Here is a 25,566-nt window from a genome sequence, read left to right as displayed (position 1 = left end):
AGAGGTGGATTTAATATGACGACAGTAGTAGATAGCAATGTTATCCATGTTATGAAACAACGCACCAGTGTTCGTAAGTATCAAACAGGGATTGAAATTCCTCAAGATACGTTGAATCAGATTATAGATACAGCGATTACAGCTCCTTCAGCATGGAATCTACAGCATTGGAAATTCGTCACGATTCAGAATCAGGATAACAAAAGCCGTATACTTCCTATCGCATTTAATCAGCAACAAGTTGTTGACGCTTCAGCGGTAGTCATTGTACTCGGTGACACGAAAGCGAATGAAAATGCTGAGAACGTATATGGAGAAACGGTTCGTGCAGGCTTCATGGCAGAGGAAGTTAAAAATGCAATGGTCAGCGATATAAACAGTTATTACAAAAATACTGAGCATGCGGGGATACATGATGCCATTCGAAATGCCTCTTTTGCAGCTATGCAGCTTATGTTAGCCGCAAAGGCGCATGGAATTGATTCAGGCCCAATGGGAGGATATGATGCAGAAGCTTTAAGGAAAGAATTAAACATTCCTGATCGTTATATTCCGGTGTTGATGTTGACTTTGGGTTATGCTGAACAACCGGCGCATCAAACGAGCCGTTTCTCTGTGGATCAGGTGGTTATCCGTGAACGGTTTTGAAACATGGATAAGAATATGCTAGAGACTAACGTCATCGCTCAAATCGGATTGGTTGTCAATGACATTGAAGCAACAAGTCAGGCATATGCTGATTTCTTCGGCATGGAGAATCCCGGGTGGTTCTGGTCGGATACATTCGATATCGAAAAAACCGAGTTTTAAAGACATGCCTACAGAGGCGCGCGCAAAGCTATCTTTCTTCAAACTGGGATCGATCCAGCTGGAGCTGATCGAACCGGATCATCATCCGAGCACATGGCGAGAAAGTTTGGACCGCAACGGTGAAGGCTTTCATCATATCGCTTTTTTTGTAAATGGAATGAAGGAGAAAATCAGCTTGTGGCAGCGCAACCAAATCCCTATCCTGCAAAAAGGGGAAAATGCAGTGGGACATTATGCGTATGCCTATATGGATACGCTTCCTCAATTGAAATTGCTAATTGAGTTGCTTGAACAAGAGAAAAGTTAAATTGCTGCAGATGCTGCAGCTTTGAAAGAGCCGCATGGAATGCGGCTTTTTTCTGCTATTGGAGGAGATGATGTCCCGGATACAAGCATGTGTCATTGAGGCAGTCAAGAGCTTACGGGAATAAAAGGGATGCATGGATAACTTATTGACATTAAACAAACATTATTTTAATATGTTTATTAAATATATAGACATTAAATAAAATTGTTTGAATATTACGTTGAATGGAGGGGTGTTATGCAGTATGGACATTTTTCACCTAATCCGACAGGAGTCATTCGAAGTACTCTTGATTTCCAGTTCCAAATCGCTTGGCAGTTGCTCGACTTGCATCTCACGGGGCTTCAAGACGAGGAGTTTCATTGGCGACCTGCTTCAAAGGGGTTCCATGTTTACCGTGAATCTGAAATCTGGCTGGCAGAATGGCCGGAATCCGAGGAGTATGAAATTGGCCCGCCGAATATATCATGGCTGACATGGCATATCACATACTGGTGGTCTATGGTGCTGAATCATTCGTTCGGCAGTGGGACATTGGCCCGTGAAGACATCCATTCTATGGGTAACATCCAAGAGACCAGGGATAGAATAAATGAATTGAGCAGCGAGTGGAAACGGGAAATATCGGCTTTGACGGACGAAGCGTTCCTTTCTACGGAACGAACTTTATGGCCTTTCACGGATAAGCCTTTTCATGAATTGGCAGCCTGGCTAAATCTAGAACTGATGAAAAACGCGGCTGAGATCGGTTATTGCCGTTTCCTTTATGCTGTTCACAAGCAATAATACATGTATCCATGGGGAGCATAGCAGGATCGTTTTCCGAACGGCTCCAAAAAAGCATTACCCTGTGTGGATCAGTGTAGGTGGCGAATCATTAGAAATAAAGGGGCAAATCCCTCGGCTTTAGTCTAAGAGCATGATCTCGACCTGCGGTGTCATGAAAAGGGATTCGAAATACGATGTAAAATGAAGGGCTGCTACGCTGCTTATTGCAACCTCGCAGCCCTAAATTAACATGATCTGTCAATAAAATAAGTATTAAACGATAAAGAGAGCGTGTTCTCGTATCGAAAACACACTCTCTAGATCAGTTCCATCTTATTTTTCGGAAGCCTTATTTTGTTGTTTTAGCAAATCGCGAATTTCAGTCAATAACAGTTCTTCCTTCGATGGAGCCGGGGGCTCTTCCGCCTTCGTTTCTTCCTTGCGTTTGAAGCGATTAAGTGTACGGATGAACATGAAGATCGAGAACGAGACGATCAGGAAGTCCACGACCGTTTGAAGAAATACCCCATACGTCAGGGTTGCATCCTCGATTGTCGCCTTTAGCCCTGATAGATCCACCCCGCCAAGAATCAATCCAATCACCGGCATGATGATATCACTCACCAAGGAGGATACGATTTTGCCAAAAGCAGCACCAATAATAACCCCAATGGCTAAATCCAGCACGTTACCCTTAAGCGCAAAGGTTTTAAATTCTTTTAACAAATTCATAATGCGTCACCTGCTTTTCAATCTAAAATGTAGGGCGGTCATTAATCTACCACTCGAAATATCCTATCAGCAACTAGTGGAATGCGCAAGATCGTTAAGTCGTATCTTTTTTACGGAAATTGCCAACATCAAGCTTGGCACAGAAGAGGTTATAACATGCAAGCTCTTTCGCAGCTATGAATTCTGGACGAACAGCGACATTGCAGATGAGCCTGCTAAAGGTATTGCACCACACTGACTCTATTATTGAAAGTGGGGAAAAGTTCGTTTATGGCGTTAGTTGGGACGATTATTTGCTCAATCGTTCGCTTTCTTGACGAGAACCTCCTCGGCATTGAGAGCTTGTAGTTTCTTAGTTCACAGAAAAGATCGCACCAATATTGATGCGGTCTTTTCTGTGAACTATTAAGAATGGATGGAGGGAGCAAAGGAAACTAGAACACGTACACCTTCTCGTATGTTACCTTAAGCATTCTCTTTTGATCCGCCCGTATTTTAATCAGCTCAATTGTCACAGTGTAACAACAAAATAAAAATCATTTCTCGTTCAATATCTATTCATCTGTCCTTACACTACAGCCAAAATATCAAAAAAAGCTGTCCGCTTATTAGCGGCAGCTTTTTTTACGTTTCGTTGTGATATCCATCAGATGCTCTTACAGGTATTCTTAGTCCTTCCAGTAGCCTGTCAAGTAAAGCCCTTCCATCGCTTGATTCCAAATGGATTCATCATTAGGACGGTCGATGGGAACCTGGAGGGTGCAAACGCCGTCGATCCCCCAATCCAATTCTTGCACATCCTGAATATCATGCATGGTTCGAAGAAAAAGTATATTACACGTGCCGGCTACGAACGAGGATAAGACGGCATGAAGCAGAGCAGCCTCCGGGGCATTCACTTCCCCCCACCTGATAAATAAAACGGATCGGCTGTTGTTTAGAACTTCATAGAATCTGCGAATGCGAAGATTTATCTTCTCTTTATAGGAAGCATACGATAGCGTCCAATCTTGATTGGGCCAAATCGGGAAGTCATGTACGGAGATCATATCATATTGCGTATCCAGAATGAAATGAGCATCATGGTACGGTCTTCCTTCAGCAGGCGTGGCGATTCCATCCTCCAAAAGAGCGGAAGTGCCTTCAATCTTTCGCATATGCTCAAGTTCCATAAATCCGATGAAGCGGTTGCTCAATAACCGGGTTACATCCGAAATGGAGTTCGTTATCATCCAATCAAGCGGGAAAGAAAAGCGTCTTAGCTGCCGCTGCCGCAAATTGATCGATGGCCCGCACCAGCTGCCCAAGCTGATGATCACATCATAAGCGCCTTTCACATCTACCAGCTTCACATTTGTCACCACTCTCTCATGTTCGTCTATGATTATCGTATTCAGCCTGTTTTCAGGTCGTATGGACATTTATAGGTAGGGAAACGTTTGTTTTGATCGGAGTGTCTTACAAAGATGTAAGCTTGCAGAAAGGTTAATCGATAAGTGAATCTTTCATTATGGTTTAGACTGGGGTTAATTGAACATATAAGAAGGTGATATATTATGAGGAATGTAATGATGATTTTATTTGCAATTACAAGCATTATGCTTGTGGGGACGTGCAGGGAACTGGAGTTAGAACAAGCAGAATGCCGGGAGATGCATTGAAATGGGGATCAAGCGAAGGTCGAATACAAGAGACATCATATGTACTTAAAGAAAAGAAGCCGCAAAGCATGCAGCTTCTTTTCTTTGAATGATTCACGGACAGATTCCAATGTGAAGAGACAGAGAGGGCTTCCTTGGATATCCTCTCAATTACTTTCTCGAATCAACTGTTGCAGTTGATTGGTGTAGAAAGTCAGCTCATTCTCCAAAGACAGATCCTTAAGCAGCGCTTGGATCAAAAAGGAACGTGGACGTTCAGCAGTGAACTCTTCCCGCAGCATCGCCGATACCTCAGACAAGTCTTTTTTTCTGGAGTTCGTGATGGGCATATCCGGGATAATCGACTCAATCGTATTCATCAACGCCGTTCTTCGTATTTCTTGCGTATGAGTAAGTGCCTCTAAATCAACCATCGAATATTCCTTCATGAGTTCATCGGTGAGTAAGGGACGGGGAGCACGTTGTTCCAACCCCAGCATGAGATCATCCATTCGTTCAGCAATGAAAACAGCCAATTCCTTTTGAATGAGTGGTTTGAATCCAAACAAGACATGAAAGGTATACTCGCGGATCAATCCGTTAAAGACGGCTGTAGCATCCCATTTCCATTCCGCTATCGAATCCCCGTAATGACGGAGCAAAATATCCTGGTAATAACGAAACATATTCAATTGAAGCTGATGGATGACGGTACCGATCTTGTCACTGTTCGCCGGTGGGAGCTCGTTATGATCACGCGATATATAATATCCATGCTCGATGAAAAAATCGAACTGATAAGCGATTTCCTCAAGAAATGTCTCCCTGCGGGATAAACCTTTTTTGCGGATCTGTTCTACGGCATCAATCATATCTTGCTGTCGTTTCTCCAGAATACGGATGTACAACTCTTCTTTGGAACCATAGTATTTATAGATTGAGCCTTTAGCGATGCTGCAATCATCCGCGATATCTTGAATCGAAGTCGCTTGGTATCCTTTTTCGGCAAAGGAACGAATAGCCGATTGCAATATTTTTTCTTTTAACAAACTCATAGCACGCCCCCCTTAACGATGTACAAATAAACCGGATTCGATCACTATCATATCGTTTTTTGCAGAGCTAATCCACAGGCATAAGAAAGGTGCCTTAATCTTGAACTAGCTCGATATCCGGATATTTATTCGACAGTTCTTCCATGGCGTTATTCCGTATTCCCTTGAGATGCTGGTCAAAGAAAGCAACGCTTACCTCGTTTATGATGCGATGAACCGATTTTGGATCCTCTCCCGGGTTAGGCAGCAGCGGAGAGAATAGATGAAAATCCGTATAACTCATATGGGAAGTATGCGGGATCGTCATCGTGTATCCGCCTCCCTGCAGAGCATTCATGCGACGCCTTACCGTTTCCTCCCAAAAATCTTCGTAATACTCTCGTGTTTGGCCGCTTTGTGCCATGGCTTGATTCAGCGAGTTATCGAATATCGACTTATCGATACTCTTCTCACCATTCATCTGTAAATATGGCTTATTAAGTCCCGTGCTCGGCATGGGGTCTCCATATAAGGTTCCATCCATATTGATCGCAGCCTTGATTCGAGCATCCTTCAGCAGCATCTGGGCTGCAGTGGCACCTCCGTAAGAATGCCCAAACATGCCGATTCGCTCCAGATCAAGACGGCCTGTAAAACGGTCCTGCTCATCCTGTCTATTCAATTGTTCGAGCCGATTCAAAATAAAGGATACATCCTGAGTCCATAATGTCATGTGCTCGTCAAGCGCTTCAAAACCTGAAAGCTGGTGCTTGTTGATCAGAATCTCCCGGCCGTCCGGGTATACGGTTGCAGCCGCATCATAGGCATGGTCGATTCCGACCACGATATATCCATGGCTGGCCATCTCTTCGATCTGGAAGGTATTCTGGTTGCGGAAACCCGTCATGCCATGTGAAAAGATCAAGATCGGATATTCCTGCTCCATGGAGGACAGCGGGGCATTGCTGTAGGCATGGGACTCCACGAGACCCAGATGGCTTAACGTCCAGGCAGGAAAGGACAAGGCCTGTTCGAGACCTTGTGTAATCGCTGCAACATCACGGATATAGGGTTCGGCTTCTTCCCCCGTTTCGGGCTCGGAAGGATACCATAACTGTACCATCAGCTCGCGGTGATCCGTCGGATCGGCAGAGTACTCATCGGGCCGGTCATTGTCAATAAAATGGTATACCGCAGTTCCCACACTATAGGGTCCCTGAGGTTGATTAAATGCGAATACAGGGAGCAGGAGAGGCAGTGCAACCATGACTGAAGCGCATAGGAACAATACCGTGGTCCACAACCAGGCTGTCCATCTTCTCCTGCTCTTGCTGCGTGGTTTCTTTTCGTTTTTTCTAAAAATGATGCAAATCGTCAGGATAACGGAAGCCGCATAACAAGGGATCATTTGCCACCGGCAGTCTTCCACGATGATCTGCACAACCGTAACGATATATAGTGCGATTAACGAGTAAATCAGCCGGCTTTTTTTCGATTTTGGTCCCCAAATCGTAGCTATAGCCAAAGCGATAATGAATAGTATGATAACCATTTCTCCGAATCTCAAGTAAGCTCCTCCTATGTGTAACGGTTATTGTGGTTATTAGATGTCTGCTGTTCAATGGAACGAAGATTCATCGGTTATTTGTTTGGGTTTTCTAAGAAATAAGCCGAGAATCAGTCCTGCACTAGCAATGCAGGCAGCCAGGAAAAAGGTGTCCGCAAAGGATGCAGCTTGGGATTCCAGAAGGTTGGTTCCAACAGGGTTACTCGGCAGGCTTGATGTCATCCGGAAAGATAAATATCCCGTGAAGCCGGCTACGGCAAACGAAGCGATGACCTGCTGTGATGCACTTGTGAGCGGAGTAACCCGGCTTACAAGGTGCTTAGGGGTTGCATTTAATACATGCGTATTCAGGGACATCATCGATAACCCCATGCCCGAGCCCATGAAGAACAAAACGATCATGATGAGTAGTAAAGGGGTATCGGTTCGGACAAAAGACATTGTGAACAACGCAGCTGTCATCAGCGTCATTCCGGCCACAAGCGGGGGACGTGCGCCCACCTTATCAAAAAGCTTTCCTGCCAGAGGCATAAAGATCATGGAACCGACTGCCTGCGGCAGCAGGATGAGCCCGGTCGTCAGCGGAGTGAAACCTCTAATCTGCTGAAGAAGCAGCGGGAATAGAAGCACGGAACCGAACATCGCTGCCTGCATGATCCAGGAGATGATGATACCACGAGTAAAATCAGCCGATTTGAACGCTCGCAGTTCAAGCAACGGTTGTTTTTGCCGCAAGCAGGACCAAATGAAGAGAAGCAGCGCGATCCCGCCGATCATGATTCCGGATAACGTTCTGGCGGATGTCCAGCTTACCCCACCCTCACTGACCCCATAAGTAATCATGGCAAAAGCTATGGGCCCAAGTATCATGCCAACAATGTCCAGAGACGTAGCGTCCTTTCCTGGAAAGGAAGGCAGATGTTTGATTCCCACGAATAATCCGATCATGCCAATGGGGAGATTGATCAGAAAAATCCAATGCCAGCTGACAAACTCAATCAACCATCCGGATAATACGGGACCGAGCGCTGGGGCAAGCAGCAGTGGAATTCCAAACATTCCTATAATAGAACCTCTTTTATCCGGAGGTGCCAAACGGTACACCATGGCCATTCCGATCGGCGATACCATTCCGCCACCCATTCCCTGAATAACCCGGAAGGCGATGAGCTGCTCGGCTGTCTGGGCAAAAGCACATAACACGGATCCTATCGTAAACAATCCGATCGATATGAGAAACACACGCTTGGGCTGAAATTTATCGGACAGCCATCCCGCGAGAGGGATGACCGCTGACAATGCAAGCGTGTATGCGGCTATCGACCATTGAATGGTATGCAGGGGGCTATCAAAATATTGAACTAGCGTAGGTACGGCGACATTTACGACGGTGCTGTCCAACAGGACCATAAAGGTGCCGATGATGACGGCCAGTAATGGCGCCATAATGTCTTTGATTGTAAAAGCTCTTTCTTCTGATGTGTTACGAACAATTGCAGATGGATCTGACATGATGGTGAACCTACTTTCTTTAATAATTTGCAAATTATACTTATTAGTTTTTATAAAAACCTATAAGTCATTTATAATAGTAACGATGAACGTAATTTGTGTCAAACGGGCATCCATCAAGTTTTTTATCGGACAATATAACATTTTGGTATACTCGTCCATCTAATCTTATAGAGGGCCCTCAAAAGGAGATGAATATCGTGCGAGAATTGGAACATGAAGTCAAGAGAGCACAGCGAGGAGATCGTGAAGCGTTTATCCGGCTCTTCCGGAGGCTGGAACCCGAACTGTACGGCTTGGCGAAGTCCATTCTAAAACGCGATGAAGATTGTGCCGATGCTTTTCAGGAGACAACACTTAAAGCATATAAATCTTTATCTACATTACAAAAACCAAAGTACTTTAAAACCTGGGTGATTCGGATTCTGATCAATGAATGCAATCAGCTGCTTCGAAGCAGAGAGCGGACGGTTGTCATGGCTGAAGTGCCTGAGCTCATACAAACATCCAACTATTACGAAGACAGCCACAAGCTGGATCTTCGTGAAGCGGTAGATCGCTTAGATGAAACGCTTCGAATCGTTATACACTTATTCTATTTTCAGGATTTACCCATTAAGGAAATTGCAAGCGTGCTTGATATCACGGATGGAGCTGTGAGGGCACGTCTTCACAGAGCGCGGGGAATACTGTTTGATCAGGTAAAACAAAATCGGAAGGGGAAGCTGGCCTATGAATCCTTTTGACTTGGAAAAAGAACTTCGGGAGATAGGGAAGGCGCCTCGGAGCGAGGTTTCGGACATCATTCGCCGTCATCAGGACGAGGTTTACGCTTCTCTGACAGATCTTCCGATGTCGACGAGATCGAATCAGCAACAGCGTTCCACTAAGGTACGCAGATTGGTAGCAGCTACTGCCGCGGCGGCCATGATTGGCGTGATAAGCAGTGCTTATGTATCGCCGGCAATGGCAGAATCCTTAAAAAAAATACCGCTGATCAGCAGTATTTTCAGGTTAGCTGATGATCTGGGGCTCCAAACAGCGGGGGAGCGAGGGTTGGTAGCTGAACCCAACGCCAGCGTAACGCATGAAGGTGTGACCATTCGAATACCGCAGGTTGTATATGACGGGACTCGTTTGTCCTTGGCCGTGAAGCGGGAGGGTGAAGGACTTACGGGGGGGATATCGGATGTTGAAATCAAACAGGACGACAACGATACAACGTATAGATATCAAAAAAAAGGTGCCATCATCGATGTGGAGATGCTCATAGACGGCACCTCCATCCATGATCCCGGTTTAAGCGATAAACCGGGTCTGATTGGTAAGCCCACTTCGGATCCCAACGTTGTACTGTACGAACTCATAGGCTTTTCTCGTTCAGATAATCATAATCAATCCTTGCCGGATCAATTCCAGTTAACGGTCAAAATTTCACTTGAAGGAATTGATGCCCCTTATGTCTTCCATGTACCTGTTCGGAAAAATACAGATCGAATTACCGTCTCTTCTGGAGAAACAAGAGAATGGAACGGACTTCAAATCACACTGGAGCAGCTGAAATTCACTCCAATCACAACAGATCTCATTGTGAATCTTGAACGCACGGACAAGTCAGGGAAGCTTGGTGATCATAATCTGCTGTTCGAGGTTTGGGATGATCGTGGAAGAGAACTCGGCCGGATTTCCGGGAAGGGAGTCTACCGGGATGATCGTCAACAACAGCAGAGGCTGGAGTTGATGTTTGACCGGTTTGAAGATGCACCAGAATCCATAACGATTAAACCATTCCTGCCAGTCTTTCATGATCCCACGGCTAACGGCGGCTTGTATAAAGTCGACAGTAACGGAGAAATGGTCAAGACGTACCTGAAGGAATTGGAGATTACCATTCCAGTCAATCATCTCGCTTTGGATAAGCTGTATGACGTTCAACGCTAAAATACAAAAAGACATATCAAGGAGAGCCTATGAAAAAATTATGTAAAGTCATGTCTACGGCAGCATTCGCCGCCATGCTTCTTGGGGGAACCGTCTTGGGTCATGCTGACGCAGCCGCCGAGAAGACTAGTGCCAGCAGCAATTCTGCGCAGATCATGGCTGCTGCTTCAGCCATATCTGTAACACAATCAGGAATCACTCTTCGGGTAACTAAGGCAGTATACGACGGGAACCATGTCAGCATTACGATCCAACGCAGCGGCAAAGGATATACTGGCGGAATTACGGGAGGGAAACTGGATAGCAAAACGAATGAGTACGTTAGGGAAAAAGGTTCCATTCGCGACATGAGTATCCTGATCGACGGCAAATCAATCCATGGTTCCGGAAGTCTGTCGCAAAGACCGAGTTTAAGCTGGCGAGCAGGCGCTGATCCGAACACAGCGATCATTACCCTGACGGACGCATCACAGCTTGGAGGAAACATCAAGGCGTTTCCCGATAAATTCAAGCTCACTGCCACCGTTAGCCTTGAAGGTGTAAGCAAGCCCTTTACCTTGGATATTCCGATACAAAAAGGCTCTGACAAGAATTCAATTTCCTTTGATGTTGTGGATGATCAAGGTAAACAGCTTGACATGATCAGTGGCAGGGGGACCGACGAGAATAATAAAAAAGGTGATTACTATTATGATATCCTCCTTGATGGGCTGGGCAAAAATGTGAACTCATTCACCATAAAACCATTTAAGCCCGAGTTGAAAGATGGTACCTCCGGTCAATACAAGGTGGACAGCAAAGGAAACATCATCAAACAATACATGAAGGATATTGAAATTCGGGTTTTGGTCAAATAGCGAACGAACATAACAAAATAGAAATCGAATGGAGAGAAAAAACATGAAAACAATGTATAAAGTAATGAGTACTGTGGCACTGACAGGTATGATTCTGGGAGGAGCAGTATGGGGAACTGCTCAAGCGGCGAGTGTAACGGCAACAAAGCCACAAGTGTCAAAGAGCTTGGATCAAATCAAATCCGAGGTAGCTAGCGATACCCAACAAGGGATCACCCTTGGAGCGTCTAAAGTATTGCACGACGGTAACCATGTTAAAGTTGAATTAAAGCGAAGCGGTGAAGAGCTTGCCGGCAGTTTAACCGGAGGCCAGTGGGATGAGCAGATGGGTGAATATATCCACGATAAAGGTTCTATCCGCGAAATGGATGTCTTCATTGACGGCAAATCCATACACGAATATGGTGGAGGGGATTTGGCGAAGAGACCAAGCTTAGGCACAACACCGGGTTCCGATCCGAATCATGCGGTTATGATCCTGAGCGATGCATCCTTGCTTGGAGGCAACCTTGAATCATTTCCTGACAAGTTCAAGTTAACGGCTAAAATTTATCTGGAAGGTGTTCAGAAACCGTTCACATTGGAGATTCCGATTCAAAAAGAAGTCAACAAACCGGTTGTTCTTGAACCTAACATTACTAAAAAAGCGGGTAATCTCCACTTGACGTTAAAGCAGGTTCATTCTACAGCTCATTCCACCCGAGTTCAGTTTATTCTGAAGGGTGGACATGATTCAACAATCCTGTATGATTTCCTTGATGATCAAGGTAATGAACTGGAGCGAATATCGGGAAGAGGCACTGATGAGAATAACAAGAACGGTGATTATTATTACGACTTTATTCTGGAGGCTCCGGATGCGGACGTAAAATCTATTGTCATTAAGCCGTTCACTCCTGAATTCAAAGATCCCAATGCAACATCAGGCGAATTCAAACTGGATAAGAACGGAGAGGTCGTCAAAAATCACTTGAAAGATCTTGAGTTAATTATTCCTATAAAATAATTCACTAGACTACCCTTTTCACAGCAAATGAAGAAGTGTCCGCAGAATATTTGACGGGCACTTCTTTTTTCATAGCATTTCGTATGATATTAAACCAATATTTAACCTAAAATCGCAATGGATAAGAAATATACATGCATCTGACATGCTATGATCAGAAGTGAAAGGAAGTCTTAGAGGCAAGCCAGTATTGACATTTAATTTACTTATACGAGGGAGTGTAACAATCGATGATTAGCAAAGTTGGTCAAATTATGGTGTATGTGAATAATCAGGATCAAGCCGTGAAGTTTTGGACTGAAATGGTGGGATTTCAAGTCATAGCTGAAGAGAACAACGGCGAAATGAGATGGATTGAAATTGCTCCAACAAAGGAAGCAGAAACTAGCATCATTCTGCATGATAAGGAGTTCGTAGCCAAAATGTCGCCAGGATTACATTTGGGCACACCTTCTTTAATGTTTTTCACGGAAAATTTCGATGCGCTCCACAGCCATTTAACCAGCCACAATATCACGGTCGGCGAAGTGGTAAATATGCCTTCCGGCAGAGTTTTCAACTTTGCAGATTATGAAGAAAACTATTTTGCTGTCATGGAAAAATAAGAATAACCGATCCATATGATCAACCATAGATCATATGGATGCGAAGTCGCCTATTTGGCGGCTTTTTTGTACGGAAGAAATGTTCCTGCTGACATGCTTTAGCCGTCCGATTCAAACCGCTTAGATGGTGGGCGTTATACTTTTTCCCTGCATTCGCTATAATGGATACAGTGATTTAAGGAAAGGGATGTCATGCATGAAGAAAGTGATCGTTATTGGATCGGGAATACTAGGGGCATCGACTGCATATCAGTTGGCAAAAATGGGAGCGGAAGTCCTTATTATAGACCGCAAAGATAAAGGACAGGCTACGGATGCCGCGGCAGGCATTATCTGCCCCTGGCTATCGCAAAGGCGGAATCAGGCATGGTACCAATTAGCCAAGGCGGGCGCACGTTTTTACCCTGAGTTAGTGAAAGAACTCATCAGCGAAGGCGAAACAGAAACAGGCTACGCGCGAGTCGGCGCCCTCAGCATTCATGAGGATTTGGATAAAATCAGCAAGATGAAGGAACGAGCCCATACTAGGAAAGCAGATGCTCCGGAAATCGGTGAGATTACCGGGTTGAATGAGGAAGAAACCCGTCAGTGGTTTCCTTTGCTCGGAGAAGGTTATCATTCCGTTCATATTAGCGGTGCCGCCCGCGTCGATGGTCGTGCGCTGCGCGATGCGCTGATCCGGTCCGCTCAGAGGAACGGGGCCGAGCTTATAGACGGGGATGCCGCATTGTTATATCAAGCAAATCGTGTAACCGGAGCAGCTGTCGGGGCCCATAGCTTCGCGGCTGATGAAGTCATTGTTTGTGCCGGTGCATGGGCGAACCAGCTGCTTCAGCCATTAGGCATTCGCTTTCAGGTTCGTTTTCAAAAAGCGCAAATCATGCATGTACAGGCGGCTGACCAGCAAGACACAGGTACCTGGCCTGTCGTCATGCCGCCTTCGGATCAATATTTGCTTTCTTTTGATAACCAGAAGATTGTGATCGGGGCGACTCACGAAAATGAAGTCAGAGGCTACGATACGAGAGTGACAGCCGGCGGCATGCAGGAAATCCTGAATAAAGGATTGGCATTGGCGCCTGGACTAGCTGACAGCACGTTTCAGGAAGTGCGAGTCGGGTTTCGTCCGTTTACACCCGGCTTTCTACCGGTTATCGGTGAAGTCCCTGGCTGGGAGGGTCTTATTACGGCAAACGGGTTGGGCGCGTCCGGACTGACAATGGGTCCATTTATCGGGAGCCAACTTGCAAAGTTGGCGCTACGAATACCGCTGGATATCGACATCCATGATTATGATGTTCGTAAAGCAATGGATGGAGCCCAAGCATGGCCGTCCAGCTGATCGGAGCCATGAATATGAATCAGTCATAGCAATATTCCGTATGTGTGGATCACGTATGGATGTGGATGTGAGTGCAGATGAATATTGGATATAAAGATAGCCGCGATCAAACGCGGCTTTCTTTGTTATTACGGCGAAGCCCCCGACATTCTAAACGGTCGTAGGGAATTCGTTCATGCGGTTTGCTTTCATTTTGCCAAACAGGAATCGTACGGTCGGACCTACAATGAGGAGTTGAAGCGGCAAAGCAAACACAAAATTTTTAATGAAGATGGAGAAGTAGCTTCCAAGCAGCGATTCTCCTCCGAGACCGTTTGCATAGTAGGAGGACGCCAGTCCGTACATGGACATAAAGGTCACCATTCCAATCACCATAAAAAATGCCATCGCCACAATCATGATGATTTTACTGGAATTGTTACGCGTTAATGAAAACACGATTTTTTTGACAGCGGGTCCGACAACAAACAACTCCAGCATGAAGGCAATCATAAAGCCTAGAACTAATTGCACGAGCACGGCTACCAGCGATATACTTCCAATCAATCCGTTCGTGATCAAATTGTAGGTCGTCATCATGATGACCATCCCCACACACATCATCATACCAAAATAAAAATTCTCTTTCTTCGTCGTTGGCAATTTCCTCATCCTTTCTAGTTACCTTTGTAATTATAGAGATGGGGAAAAGCTCCTCGTAAGTGAAAATTCTGTGAACATTTACTGAAAAGTTTCTGCTGTGATTCGCTTGTTGTTCCAATATCAATATTTTATAATGAGTAAAAACTCACTCATAAGAAGGAGAAACAATTGCCACGTACAAAGGATCAATATGAAGAAATGCGTAACGCAACCAGACAAAAGATACAATCGGCCGGGATGCAGCTATTTGTTCAAAAAGGGTTCGGCTCCACGAATGTGCAGGACATCGCTGATGTTGCCGGCATCAGCATCGGGCTTTTATATCGGCATTACAAAACAAAAGAAAGCTTGTTTAATGAACTTGTTGAATTTGCACTGGACGGCTTGAAAAAAATCACCCAAATGTTTGAAGGAACTGATTCTCCGAGAAAACTCATGGCGCAGTTTGTCGACGAGATTTATGACGATATGCAAAATGGAGAAGAGCTTGCCAACTTGCTGATACTGATGAGTCAGCTGTTTTTCTCCGGTGGTGCAGCCAATCCGAAGCAAGTTGAGGTTTTAGAGATAAATGATCGGCTGCTGCGTGCTACAACCGCGCTTATCAAGAAGGGGCAGGAGTCAGGCGATTTCCGTTCCGGGGATGCTCACCAAATGGCCGTGTTGTTCTATTCGGCATTGCAGGGCTTGGCTGAAATGAAAGTGATTTTGAAAAACAACTTTGTGATGCCATCCCCGCTGGTACTTACATCATTCCTATTTATGGAGGGAGATTGACTATGTTTACCGTTAGGAAAGCTGATCAATCAGGAATGGATGCAAGAGTTCAAATATCCCGTATTTTTGCTGAAGGATTCTCGCAATGGCTTGGGTATTTCTCTAAAGATCAGGAGCGAATCGCAAGAGCCTTTGCCCACATGTTTAATCTGGATCAATTTTATGTAGCCGTTGCCGGCGACAAAGTAGTTGGGATGGCTGCATGCACGGACGGTACCTCTTTATCCGTGAAACTCAACAAAAAAGAGCTGCGAGAGCATCTGGGTTTTTATAAGGGCAGCCTCGCGTACATGTTTTTGAAAAAGGAATTTGAAACGCCTCTTGCGAATCCGTCTCCGGTGAAGTGTTCGATTGAGTTTGTTGGGACGGCCTCGGAATATCGAGGACAGGGGGTAGGCTCGCTGATTATAGGCCATATTCTTGAAGCTACTCCATACCGTGAGTTTTTAATAGAAGAGGTAGCCGATACGAATATACCAGCGATGAAACAGGATTCCCCCAAAGAAAGCAGGAAAAATAGGCATTAATCATATCGTATCTCTAAAGCACGCAAAATGAGAATCACGGCTGGATCCAGTCAGCACAGATCATAGTCCTAAAGTTTCAATAACGGAACACATCCTGGTTGAAAAGTAATAATCGAATATCAGCGGACCTAATTGATATTACGGACCTCCGGCAGATGTGCGGGATATCCATATCATGATAGGGTAAAGGCAGGATCAGGCAGCCATTGTAAGTGAAAACTAACGATGCAGCGTCGTATCCTCCTTTTTTATTTTAAAATGACCACATTACGATTTCGGTCACTTGGTTCTAATTAATTGAGGATTCATTCCGCCCGGCATAGGGCGAATACAAAGAGATTAAAGGAATAATGGAGGGAGATAGCATGACACAAACCAAGTTAGTACCTCAACCTAAAACTTACGGACCCCTCGGTAATCTGCCGCTGCTGGATTCCGCCGCTCCGGTCCAATCGCTTGTGAAGGTTGCCTCGGAGCTCGGACCGATCTTTCAATTTCAATATCCTGGCGGACGCAGGGAGCTGTACGTCTCCGGCCACGAATATGTCAAGGACGCTTGCGACGAGAAGCGTTTTGATAAACGAATCTGGGCGCCGCTTCAGAATGTCCGTCCTTTTGCAGGTGATGGATTGTTTACGAGCGCTACACACGAGCCCAACTGGAAAAAAGCACATAACATTCTGCTCTCCAGCTTTAGTCAGCGTGCGATGCAAGGCTACCATACAAAAATGGTTGATATCGCGATGCAGCTCATCCAGAAATGGACTCGGCTCAACCCTGACGAATCCGTGGATGTTCCTACCGACATGACTCGTCTGACGCTGGATACCATCGGCCTGTGTGGTTTTAATTATCGCTTTAACAGCTTCTACCGGGAAGACAATCACCCGTTTATCGACAGCATGGTGCGGGCCCTTGATGAAGGCATGAATCAGCTGCACCGTCTGGGCATACAGGACATGTTTATGATTAAAAAGAAGCGGCAGTTTCAAGAAGATGTCCAGAACATGTTCTCGCTAGTTGATGAGCTCATTCAAGATCGCAAGAAGTATGGCGGTGAAGAAGGGGATTTGCTCGCGCATATGCTGGAAGGCGTCGATCCTGACACAGGCGAGCGCCTGGATCAAGAGAATATTCGTTATCAGATGATTACGTTTCTTATCGCGGGGCATGAGACGACAAGCGGATTGCTGTCCTTTGCTATTTATTATTTGCTGAAAAATCCGGATAAATTGCAAAAAGCGGTAAGCGAGGTGGACCGCGTCCTGAAAGATCCCGTGCCGACTTACAACCAGGTGCGGGAGCTCAAATACGTCCGCATGGTTCTTAGCGAGTCGCTGCGCTTATGGCCAACGGCGCCTGCCTTCTCGTTATATGCGAAGGAAGATACGGCGATCGGAGGAACCTATCCGATCCAGAAGGGGGACAGCGTAACAGTTCTGATTCCGGGACTGCATAGGGACACCCGCGTGTGGGGAGACGACGTGGAGACGTTCAGACCGGAGCGCTTCGAAGATCCCAGCAAGGTACCGCATGACGCGTACAAACCATTCGGCAACGGACAACGCGCATGCATCGGGCAGCAGTTTGCGCTGCAGGAGGCAACCTTGGTGCTTGGCTTGGTGCTCAAATATTTTGAATTGATCGATAACCAGTCTTATGAGTTAAAGGTTAAGGAAACACTCACTTTGAAGCCGGAAGGGTTCCATATTCAAGTTCGAAGCCGTCAGGAAGGGACTGCACTCTTGCTTCCGGGAGGAGGTAAGACGGTGTTACTCGAGTCGGAGAAGCGGGAATACATCAAGTCCGAAACCTCTACCTCTGCGGCACATGCCCATCATACACCGCTGCTTGCGTTGTACGGTTCCAATCTGGGCACAGCAGAGGGAATTGCCAGAGAGGTGGCGGATGCTGCGAAGCACCAAGGGTTCGACAGCCAGGTCGGCGCACTGGACGATTATGCCGGAAAGCTTCCGAAGGAAGGGGTTGTAGTCATTGTTACTGCCTCGTACAACGGGCAGCCGCCATCCAATGCCAAAGCTTTTATGGAATGGCTGGAAACGGTGGATGAATCCGAAATTGAGGGTGTGCGATATGCGGTATTCGGCTGCGGAGACCACAACTGGGCAAGCACCTATCAGCGGATTCCGCGTTTGATAGACGATCAGCTTGCTGTCAAAGGGGCGCAGCGACTGCTTACGCGTGGTGAGAGTGATGCCAGCGGGGACTTTGAGCGTGAAGTCGATGAATGGACGGAGTATTTATGGCCGGATCTGATGCATTCGCTAGGACTTCCTCTTGTGTCCGTCAATGAGGCGAAGCGCAGTGCCCTGTCCGTCCAGTTCGTGCAGGGAGCGGCCGCCGTGTCTCTGGCAGAAACCTACCAAGCTGTAACCGGGTACGTTGCTCACACCCGCAATCTGCAGCATGCGGACAGCGGAAGGATCACGCAGCATATCGAAATTTCGCTCCCGGCGGGAACGGATTATCGTGAAGGAGATCATCTGGGGGTGCTTCCGGTCAATCCGGTAACGCTGGTTCAGCGAGTGCTTCGAAGATTCAAACTGGACGCGGGTGCTCATCTTATCTTGTCTGCTGAAGGAAGAAGCGGTGCGCATTTGCCGACTGGCATTCCTGTCCGCCTGGACGACCTGCTGTTCCGCAGCGTGGAGCTGCAGGAGCCGGCCACAAGAGCACAGATTCGGGAGATGGCCTCTTTCACGGTATGCCCGCCGCATGCCAAAGAGCTTCAAGAACTGCTTGCGGAAGCGACCTATCAGGCTGAAGTGCGGGACAAACGGATCACCATGCTCGACCTGCTGGAACGGTATGAAGCCTGCGAGCTGCCGTTTGAACGTTTTCTTGAGCTCCTGCCACCATTGAAGCCGAGATATTATTCGATTTCTAGCTCCCCGAGGATGAGCCCGCATACGGCAAGCATCACAGTCAGTGTCGTTCGGGGCAGTGCTTGGAGCGGCCAAGGGGAATACCGGGGCGTGGCTTCCAATTATTTGGAGCAGTTGGAGACGGGTGCAGAGGTTCTGATGTTCATTCGTTCTCCGGAGTCGGGCTTTGCGCTGCCGGAGGATCCGGCAACGCCAATCATCATGATCGGACCGGGTACGGGCGTAGCTCCGTTCAGGGGCTTCATCCAGGCGAGACAAGCGCTTCGGGAGGCTGGGCAGGAGCTGGGTGCTGCGCATCTGTACTTTGGCTGTCGGAATCCGGAGCAAGACTATCTTTACCGCGAGGAGTTTGAGCAGGCGGAGAGAGAAGGCCTGGTCACCTTGCACACTGCCTTTTCAAGGATAGACGGTGTAGATAAATGCTATGTCCAGCATTTAATGAAACAAGACGGAGCGTTATTGCTGTCACTGCTTGAGGCAGGAGCACGAATGTACATTTGCGGCGACGGCTCCCGGATGGCCCCGGAGGTGGAACAAACGCTAATGCTTTCCTATCGGGAAAGACATGGCGTAAGTGCAGATGCTGCTGCCGCCTGGCTATCCGGGCTGGAGGCGTCGGGACAATATGTAAAAGACGTCTGGGCGGGATGATGGTCATTCCAGCGAAATTCGTTCTACAGATCTCCTTTCGATCCCGTACTGTTTTTATGTTAAGATGATCAGTACATGAGTATTGGAACAGATTCGAAGGAGAGTGTGACTTATGCGCGAAACTGAAACCTGTGTTCCGACTGGCGTGAAACCTCAAGACACCGGCTTTGGTTATACGTTATCCTTGATCGGCGGTAAATATAAAATGATCATCTTGTACTGGCTGTCTGAAAATAAGGTAATGCGGCATAATGAGCTGAAGCGAAGCATTGGTTCGATATCCTTTAAAACGCTAAGCATCATGTTAAAGGAGCTGGAGGCAGATGAGCTAATCGTTCGCACGGAATATCCCCAGGTCCCTCCAAAAGTCGAATACACCTTGTCGGAACGCGGACTTTCCCTCATTCCTGTGTTACATCTGATGTGCGAGTGGGGAGAGAAAAACAGTTTGCAGGCTCTGGAAGCTGTACAGCGCGAAGCGTGAGGTTCTGTTATATCCAAAGAAGTATTTCCTGATCAAGGAAATACTTCTTTTTTTTACGGCTTCATTCAGTTCATTCATCGAATCACAGGTTGTCTATGAACTTCAAATAATCTCGTGCACTTATATCCAATGCGAGATCAGGAGGCGATACGTCCATGTCAGGCGTGTTCCCGCCAGGAGCAGCCTCTTGCCCATAGTAGGCAAAGAACGAACGATAATCTGCGTCGCAGTAGAGGAAGGTCGTTTCAAAAGGAGTTAGGATCTGGGCAAGTGTGTAGCGATACCTTCCGTCTTCCCGATAATCTTCTTTCTTAATGCCTGCGGATACAGCTAAAGCCACTTTCCGATTCTTTAATTTATCGCCATTTGAGCCGTAAGCCCAACCATAAGCAAAAACATCGTCAAGCCATTTTTTGAGGAGCGGCGGGCAATTAAACCAATAGATAGGAAACTGTAAAACAAGATGACTATGCGATTCAATGAGCTTTTGTTCTTTTTGCACATCAATGTTCCCGTCGGGGTAAACCTTATGCAATTCGTGTACGGTATATTTTTCCGGGTATTGTCGGAGTTCTTCTACCCACCGCTTATTAATGACGGATGTTTCCAGGTTTGGGTGTGTAACGATAACAAGTGTTTTCAATGATGTGTCCTCCTTGAGTTTGATTGATTTCCTAGAGTATAAAGTGCGAACTGCAATTATGTAAGTATGCACTTTTAGTACAGGTACTTACCAAAAGGTGAGTGTTGTGAAGGACAAAACCGTTAATAAATTGTAGAGCCACAGAAAAATAAATTACAACCATAATTGCATATTATGATATATAATAATTTGCACTGACTGTATTAGAATGAACTCTCGCGGGTACATAATTTCTAGATCACTCTCTGGGTAACCGTTAAATGTATGTAAGGTCTATATTCGGAGATATTATCTGGTATCATATTATTTTCATAAAAGGAGTTCTTGTTTAATGGTAGATTTTTTTATGAAATTCAATCCCATTATCCAAGCATTACTAGCCACCTTGTTTACTTGGGGAATGACGGCGTTAGGGGCGGCCCTTGTTTTTTTTACAAAGACATTGAACCAGCGCCTGCTGGATAGTATGCTGGGTTTTGCTGGCGGTGTCATGATTGCGGCCAGTTACTGGTCCTTATTGGCTCCAGCCATCGAGATGTCGGAAGGAAATGCAATCGGGAACTGGTTTCCGGCTGCCTTCGGATTTTTATTAGGTGGAGTCTTTATATGGGGAATCGATAAGGTGTTACCCCATCTTCATCCCAATTCTCCTATAGGAGGAGCGGAAGGATATAACCCCAAAGTGAGAAAACGGAGTACTCTGCTGGTACTCGCAATTACCCTCCACAACATTCCGGAAGGGTTAGCGGTCGGGATCGCATTCGGTGCGCTTGCCAACGGAGGGACTGAAGCATCGCTGGTGGGGGCTTTGACGCTGGCCTTGGGAATCGGTATTCAAAACTTCCCGGAGGGCGTTGCGGTTTCCATGCCTCTACGAGGTGATGGAATGTCTCAGAGAAAAAGCTTTTTCTATGGACAGTTCTCGGGTATGGTGGAACCCATTGCCGCGGTAATCGGCGCGGTAGCCGTCGCCTTTATTGAACCCATGCTCCCTTACGCATTGAGCTTTGCGGCCGGTGCGATGATTTTCGTTGTAGCCGAAGAGGTCATTCCAAGCTCGCAAGAAAAAGGGAATAAGGATTTGGCTTCCATGAGTTTAATGTTCGGTTTTGTATTGATGATGATTCTTGATGTGGCGTTGGGATAGCGCCGAGAACAGCCAGCCGGGTGCGGACTGGCTGTTTTGTCGTTCATATCGGTTGAATGGGAGTAGGGTTTACACACATTGCTGTCATGTAATGATCGTATGTGATAATTCCCGGCTAAGTTATACTGGACTAAAGTCGAGGTTCCCGTCTCATTCGCGGGACCAATGCTCAAGTCTCTGAATGGATGCTATACTGAATAGGACTTCAGGATATGGCAGAAGAGAGACAAAAAGGGACGACGGAAGGAATGGGAACACATTATGCAAAAGAAAACAGGTATATTGATCGTAGTGGCCGGCGTACTGCTGTTGCTCTTTACGATGAACCCGATGAACATTTTTTCGGATGTTCAATTCGGATTTTCCTTTAAGACCAAGAAAATTAATGAAGAGAAAACATTGGCCGCTGATGATTACCGGGATTTGTCCCTACAGACTGGAAGCTCCGACATTGAAGTCACAAGAGGAAATGCAGCCGAGATTAAAGTTCGGTTGAACGGAAAGGTAAGCACGAAAAATGCAGACCAAGTGAAATTGAAGGTCGAGCCGAACGGAGATACGCTGGTAATCGGGGTTGATGTTCCTGACGGTATTGAGTTTGGCGTGAATATTATGGATGTCGATTTATCCGTGGAGTTACCGGAAAAACAATGGGCAGCGGCCAAAATTGAAAGTGGAAGCGGCGATATCGAGATCGGGAATATGCGGGGAGATGCTGTCACCGTTAAGGCAGGCAGCGGGAATATTAATGTTCAGGATGTGAAGGCAGGATCGCTTACGGTGCATACCGGCAGTGGTGATATCGAGGCAATGGAGATTGAAGCCGAATCCTTTACGTTGGAATCAGGATCCGGCACTATTGAGGCGGAACGCTACCATGCCACAACGGTGAACTTTCAGAATGGAAGCGGCGACGTTGAACTGAAAGACGGGGAGTCGGCCGTACAAGGAAAGACAGGCTCTGGAAACATACACCTGGAATCGGAGCGGTTGATCCATAATACCGACCTCCGAGCCGGAAGCGGGAACATAACCATCGATTTGGCTCAAGAGCCTTCCTCCCTGGAAGTTGATTTTCAAGGAAGCTCCGGTGAAGGGAAAATCGAGTGGGATGGAATACAGTATGAGGTAAAAGACGAAGACAAAGGCAGGCTGAAGGGGACGTTCGGCAATGGCGACATAGCGCTGAAAGTTCGCACTGGCTCTGGAAACTTCAAGCTGGAATAAAGTTGATCACAATAGATTTGACGAATTGAAGAGAAGACACCCGATTAGGTATTCTCCCCTCATGGCAGACAACGAAAAAGAGACATCTGTTAAGATGGCTTTACATGTTGTTTGCTGGAGGGGATTTTTTCATGGGAAAAACAGGACGCGCAAACAAGCAACGACCGCTTCCCATTGGACTTCCGGGAAACGGTCGCAGCTTAGAGATGTCTTTTTATTCGCATCAACTTGACAGGGGTATGACCAACTTCGGTGTCTCCTTCATTAGAAACCAAAAGCCTGTTGAATCAGTCTCGCATAGATGGCGGCAGCCTCCTTGCGCAGAAGTTTGTCGGACGGCCGGTAATCGGCGGCCCCGTTTGCGTCTGTTGTCACCTCGGGTCCATGCATCCCGGATCCGACCATGAACTGTACGGCTTCGTCTGCCCATGCAGCCGGTTTTGAGCTGAGTTTGGCTGGAACCGCCTTGGCTCCAAGGGTGTTTTGTGCCACACGCCATATAATAGCAGCTGCCTCTTGGCGCGTGATCGGCTGATCCGGTTCAAAGTTCTGGGTCGGTGTGCCGGTGACACCCCCCATGTCCGCGACATTCTGAACATAACCTGCGAGAGGGTGCCCTTGCATATCCTTAAACGAACTCTCGCTTTCGCTAGGCTTCATCCCGGCCAGCCGGCTGATAACACTGACAAACTCTGCCCGCGTAATCGGTTCATTCGGTCGGAAGGTGGATTGCTCATTCTCTCCAAAACCCTTGAGGGACTGTATGAAGTAGATATCCTTGGCATAAGGATTCTTTTCCGGAACGTCGCTGTACGCAGCAGGCTCCTCGAGCTTCTCGGACATGCTGTCTATCGCCGTATAATACATATACGCCACATTGCCGTTATCATCTTCCTTGAAGGCGGCCGGCGTACCGTTCTCATCTACGAATCGCAGCGGACCGACCGGTGTGAGTTTATGTTCGCCCAATGTATCCAAGACCAATAACTCACCTTGGCCAGCCTTCACCTGTGTGGCAATAATCGGTGTTCTCAAACTTCTGAACATGCCCTCGAATTTCTTGAGCTGCTCCTGATTCAGCGGGAAGTCGTTCTGCTGAACCTGCTTCTTCGGATAAAAATGATCCATAAATGCGGTGAAAAATTCGGAGCGGATCGATGTGCTCGCGTCACTGTTAACAACGATCAGGGCTCCGACATTCTGGTCGGGAAGGAGCCAAAGCCAGGAATGATAGCCATCCAAATCGCCACCTTTGCCAATCAGGGTTTGGCCGTTATGGCTGCTGTGCATAAACGACTCAAAACCGTATGACATCAACGGAAGACCGGCTGCATCATAATGTGTCTGATGCATCAAACGCATCGTTTCTTCCTTCATTATGCGAGAAGATCCGAACTGGCCCTTATTTAGATGGGCAGTGATGAAATTGGCCATATCGGTACCGGTGGCGAACATACCGCCTTCCGGTGCGATGGTAGGTATGTTTTGGTATGCCTTATACGGTTGACGTTCGACATTATAGCCTGTGGCAAGATTTGCGATGATATCATCATTCATCCGAAATTCAGCGTGCTCCATTTTTAGCGGGGTAAAAATATGCTTTTTTACATAATCTTCAAACGGTTCTCCCGATACCCGCTCGACAATGTAGCCCTGCATGGAGGAAGCAAGATTATCATAGCGGTAAACCTCTCCTGGCGTGCGAACCACATCTGGCGCATTTAACCGGATAAAGTCTGCGAGCGGCACCTCACCATTTTGAACCATATGCGGCGGAACCGAGTAGTTGTCCGTAAAATCGAAGCCTGTCGTATGAGTCAATAAATGCTCAACGGTGACGGGTCTCCCGGTGTTGTTGGTGATCTTAACATCCGGCATATATTCGGTGATGTCTTGCTTCAGGTCGATTTTTCCTTCCTCTACCAGCTGCATGACCGCCGTCGCGGTTATCGATTTGGATATCGAGGCCATGCGGAACAAGGTTTGATCGGGATCAATCTTTTTCTTGGATTCAACGTCGGCATAACCGTAGCCCGTATTCAGCAGCACCTTGTCGTCTTTTACGACCACAACAAGCGCACCAGCCAGCATGTCCGAAACCTGGGGTTGGGCAAAATAGGCGTCGGTGAACGCCTTGACTTCTTTGGAGCTCAGTACCGGTGCTCCCGTATGCAGTGTTAAGGCTGTACCTGAGGCGGGTTTAGCCGTATCGGCAAAGATATCGGCAGGGAAAGCCAGCAGGCTAGCGGACAGAACGGAGGCTGCCAGGACACGAATGGTTCTGGATTTGTTTTGTTTATTTGGCTTCATGGGTTCCTCTCCTTGTCAATCGTATTTGATTTCCACTTCATGGTAGACGATGGAGGGAGATGGAAGAACGGTCCGCAGAATGAGTTTTAACTGGCTCTTCGGAGGGAACCGGGCCTCGACTTTGGTCCAGG

The 25,566-nt window shown here is 46.8% G+C and carries 24 protein-coding genes; 16 read left to right on the top strand and 8 right to left on the bottom strand.

The window, feature by feature from the left end; all coding sequences use genetic code 11:
* Window positions 1-15 precede the first annotated feature (15 nt).
* The 4 genes from ACQKPA_RS07200 (at window position 16) to ACQKPA_RS07185 (ending at window position 1,903) form a co-directional block, all read left to right on the top strand.
* A complete protein-coding gene (locus ACQKPA_RS07200; RefSeq protein ID WP_427490768.1) occupies window positions 16-648 on the top strand; it encodes a nitroreductase family protein in 633 nt (210 codons plus the stop codon).
* A 15-nt stretch (window positions 649-663) separates the two neighbouring features.
* On the top strand, window positions 664-810 hold the full coding sequence (locus ACQKPA_RS07195; RefSeq protein WP_427490766.1) for a hypothetical protein: 147 nt from the start codon (window positions 664-666) through the stop codon (window positions 808-810).
* 4 nt (window positions 811-814) lie between these two features.
* Window positions 815-1,117, top strand: coding sequence for a VOC family protein (locus ACQKPA_RS07190; protein ID WP_427490764.1), 303 nt, complete (start codon window positions 815-817; stop codon window positions 1,115-1,117).
* A 237-nt stretch (window positions 1,118-1,354) separates the two neighbouring features.
* Window positions 1,355-1,903: a DinB family protein gene (locus ACQKPA_RS07185; protein WP_427490762.1), complete on the top strand. Its 549-nt coding sequence runs from the start codon at window positions 1,355-1,357 to the stop codon at window positions 1,901-1,903.
* A 315-nt stretch (window positions 1,904-2,218) separates the two neighbouring features.
* Here the strand turns inward: ACQKPA_RS07185 and mscL are convergent, their stop codons facing one another.
* From mscL to ACQKPA_RS07160, 5 genes are all read right to left on the bottom strand, one after another.
* On the bottom strand, window positions 2,219-2,617 hold the full coding sequence (mscL, locus tag ACQKPA_RS07180; protein WP_427490760.1) for a large conductance mechanosensitive channel protein MscL: 399 nt from the start codon (window positions 2,615-2,617) through the stop codon (window positions 2,219-2,221).
* A gap of 668 nt (window positions 2,618-3,285) precedes the next feature.
* Complete coding sequence (locus tag ACQKPA_RS07175; RefSeq protein WP_427490758.1) at window positions 3,286-3,969, bottom strand: DUF1796 family putative cysteine peptidase; 684 nt, start codon at window positions 3,967-3,969, stop codon at window positions 3,286-3,288.
* 455 nt (window positions 3,970-4,424) lie between these two features.
* Window positions 4,425-5,312, bottom strand: coding sequence for a TetR/AcrR family transcriptional regulator (locus ACQKPA_RS07170; protein ID WP_427490756.1), 888 nt, complete (start codon window positions 5,310-5,312; stop codon window positions 4,425-4,427).
* A gap of 94 nt (window positions 5,313-5,406) precedes the next feature.
* Window positions 5,407-6,858, bottom strand: a complete 1,452-nt coding sequence (locus ACQKPA_RS07165) for an alpha/beta hydrolase family protein (protein ID WP_427490754.1) — start codon at window positions 6,856-6,858, stop codon at window positions 5,407-5,409.
* A 51-nt stretch (window positions 6,859-6,909) separates the two neighbouring features.
* A complete protein-coding gene (locus ACQKPA_RS07160; protein WP_427490752.1) occupies window positions 6,910-8,370 on the bottom strand; it encodes an MDR family MFS transporter in 1,461 nt (486 codons plus the stop codon).
* Between the two features lie 200 nt (window positions 8,371-8,570).
* On the opposite strand from ACQKPA_RS07160, the gene ACQKPA_RS07155 reads away from it, so the two are divergent.
* From ACQKPA_RS07155 to ACQKPA_RS07130, 6 genes are all read left to right on the top strand, one after another.
* Window positions 8,571-9,116 (top strand): sigma-70 family RNA polymerase sigma factor, encoded by a 546-nt coding sequence (locus tag ACQKPA_RS07155; RefSeq protein ID WP_427490750.1) that lies wholly within the window; start codon window positions 8,571-8,573, stop codon window positions 9,114-9,116.
* Complete coding sequence (locus ACQKPA_RS07150; RefSeq protein ID WP_427490748.1) at window positions 9,103-10,311, top strand: DUF4179 domain-containing protein; 1,209 nt, start codon at window positions 9,103-9,105, stop codon at window positions 10,309-10,311. The genes ACQKPA_RS07155 and ACQKPA_RS07150 overlap by 14 nt, the downstream gene beginning before the upstream one ends.
* Before the next feature lie 29 nt (window positions 10,312-10,340).
* On the top strand, window positions 10,341-11,168 hold the full coding sequence (locus ACQKPA_RS07145) for a DUF5643 domain-containing protein (RefSeq protein ID WP_427490746.1): 828 nt from the start codon (window positions 10,341-10,343) through the stop codon (window positions 11,166-11,168).
* Between the two features lie 43 nt (window positions 11,169-11,211).
* Complete coding sequence (locus tag ACQKPA_RS07140) at window positions 11,212-12,174, top strand: DUF5643 domain-containing protein (RefSeq protein ID WP_427490744.1); 963 nt, start codon at window positions 11,212-11,214, stop codon at window positions 12,172-12,174.
* A 230-nt stretch (window positions 12,175-12,404) separates the two neighbouring features.
* Window positions 12,405-12,779, top strand: a complete 375-nt coding sequence (locus tag ACQKPA_RS07135) for a VOC family protein (protein ID WP_071221855.1) — start codon at window positions 12,405-12,407, stop codon at window positions 12,777-12,779.
* Between the two features lie 196 nt (window positions 12,780-12,975).
* Window positions 12,976-14,121 (top strand): NAD(P)/FAD-dependent oxidoreductase, encoded by a 1,146-nt coding sequence (locus ACQKPA_RS07130; RefSeq protein ID WP_427490742.1) that lies wholly within the window; start codon window positions 12,976-12,978, stop codon window positions 14,119-14,121.
* Window positions 14,122-14,271: 150 nt separating this feature from the next.
* Here ACQKPA_RS07130 and ACQKPA_RS07125 read toward each other — a convergent pair whose 3' ends face one another.
* Window positions 14,272-14,763 (bottom strand): hypothetical protein, encoded by a 492-nt coding sequence (locus ACQKPA_RS07125; protein ID WP_427490740.1) that lies wholly within the window; start codon window positions 14,761-14,763, stop codon window positions 14,272-14,274.
* 168 nt (window positions 14,764-14,931) lie between these two features.
* Between ACQKPA_RS07125 and ACQKPA_RS07120 the strand changes: the two genes are divergently transcribed.
* From ACQKPA_RS07120 to ACQKPA_RS07105, 4 genes are all read left to right on the top strand, one after another.
* Window positions 14,932-15,540 carry a TetR/AcrR family transcriptional regulator gene (locus ACQKPA_RS07120; protein ID WP_427490738.1) on the top strand — a complete coding sequence of 203 codons (609 nt, stop codon included), beginning with the start codon at window positions 14,932-14,934 and terminating at the stop codon, window positions 15,538-15,540.
* Between the two features lie 2 nt (window positions 15,541-15,542).
* Window positions 15,543-16,067, top strand: a complete 525-nt coding sequence (locus tag ACQKPA_RS07115) for a GNAT family N-acetyltransferase (protein WP_427490736.1) — start codon at window positions 15,543-15,545, stop codon at window positions 16,065-16,067.
* A gap of 365 nt (window positions 16,068-16,432) precedes the next feature.
* Window positions 16,433-19,624 (top strand): bifunctional cytochrome P450/NADPH--P450 reductase, encoded by a 3,192-nt coding sequence (locus ACQKPA_RS07110; RefSeq protein ID WP_427490734.1) that lies wholly within the window; start codon window positions 16,433-16,435, stop codon window positions 19,622-19,624.
* A 112-nt stretch (window positions 19,625-19,736) separates the two neighbouring features.
* A complete protein-coding gene (locus tag ACQKPA_RS07105; protein WP_427490732.1) occupies window positions 19,737-20,108 on the top strand; it encodes a winged helix-turn-helix transcriptional regulator in 372 nt (123 codons plus the stop codon).
* A gap of 82 nt (window positions 20,109-20,190) precedes the next feature.
* Here the strand turns inward: ACQKPA_RS07105 and ACQKPA_RS07100 are convergent, their stop codons facing one another.
* A complete protein-coding gene (locus ACQKPA_RS07100) occupies window positions 20,191-20,751 on the bottom strand; it encodes an NAD(P)H-dependent oxidoreductase (protein ID WP_427490730.1) in 561 nt (186 codons plus the stop codon).
* 331 nt (window positions 20,752-21,082) lie between these two features.
* On the opposite strand from ACQKPA_RS07100, the gene ACQKPA_RS07095 reads away from it, so the two are divergent.
* Both ACQKPA_RS07095 and ACQKPA_RS07090 read left to right on the top strand, forming a co-directional pair.
* Window positions 21,083-21,898, top strand: a complete 816-nt coding sequence (locus tag ACQKPA_RS07095; protein ID WP_071221625.1) for a ZIP family metal transporter — start codon at window positions 21,083-21,085, stop codon at window positions 21,896-21,898.
* Between the two features lie 261 nt (window positions 21,899-22,159).
* A complete protein-coding gene (locus ACQKPA_RS07090; RefSeq protein ID WP_427490728.1) occupies window positions 22,160-23,125 on the top strand; it encodes a DUF4097 family beta strand repeat-containing protein in 966 nt (321 codons plus the stop codon).
* A 264-nt stretch (window positions 23,126-23,389) separates the two neighbouring features.
* On the opposite strand, the gene ACQKPA_RS07085 is transcribed toward ACQKPA_RS07090, so the two are convergent.
* Window positions 23,390-25,435, bottom strand: coding sequence for a serine hydrolase (locus tag ACQKPA_RS07085; protein ID WP_427490726.1), 2,046 nt, complete (start codon window positions 25,433-25,435; stop codon window positions 23,390-23,392).
* Window positions 25,436-25,566: the final 131 nt, after the last annotated feature.

Source organism: Paenibacillus sp. NPDC093718 (assembly GCF_050279985.1).
Classification (GTDB): domain Bacteria; phylum Bacillota; class Bacilli; order Paenibacillales; family Paenibacillaceae; genus Paenibacillus_AQ.
Note: the sequence above shows the minus strand (reverse complement) of the source record. Positions and strands in the feature narration are given on the sequence as shown.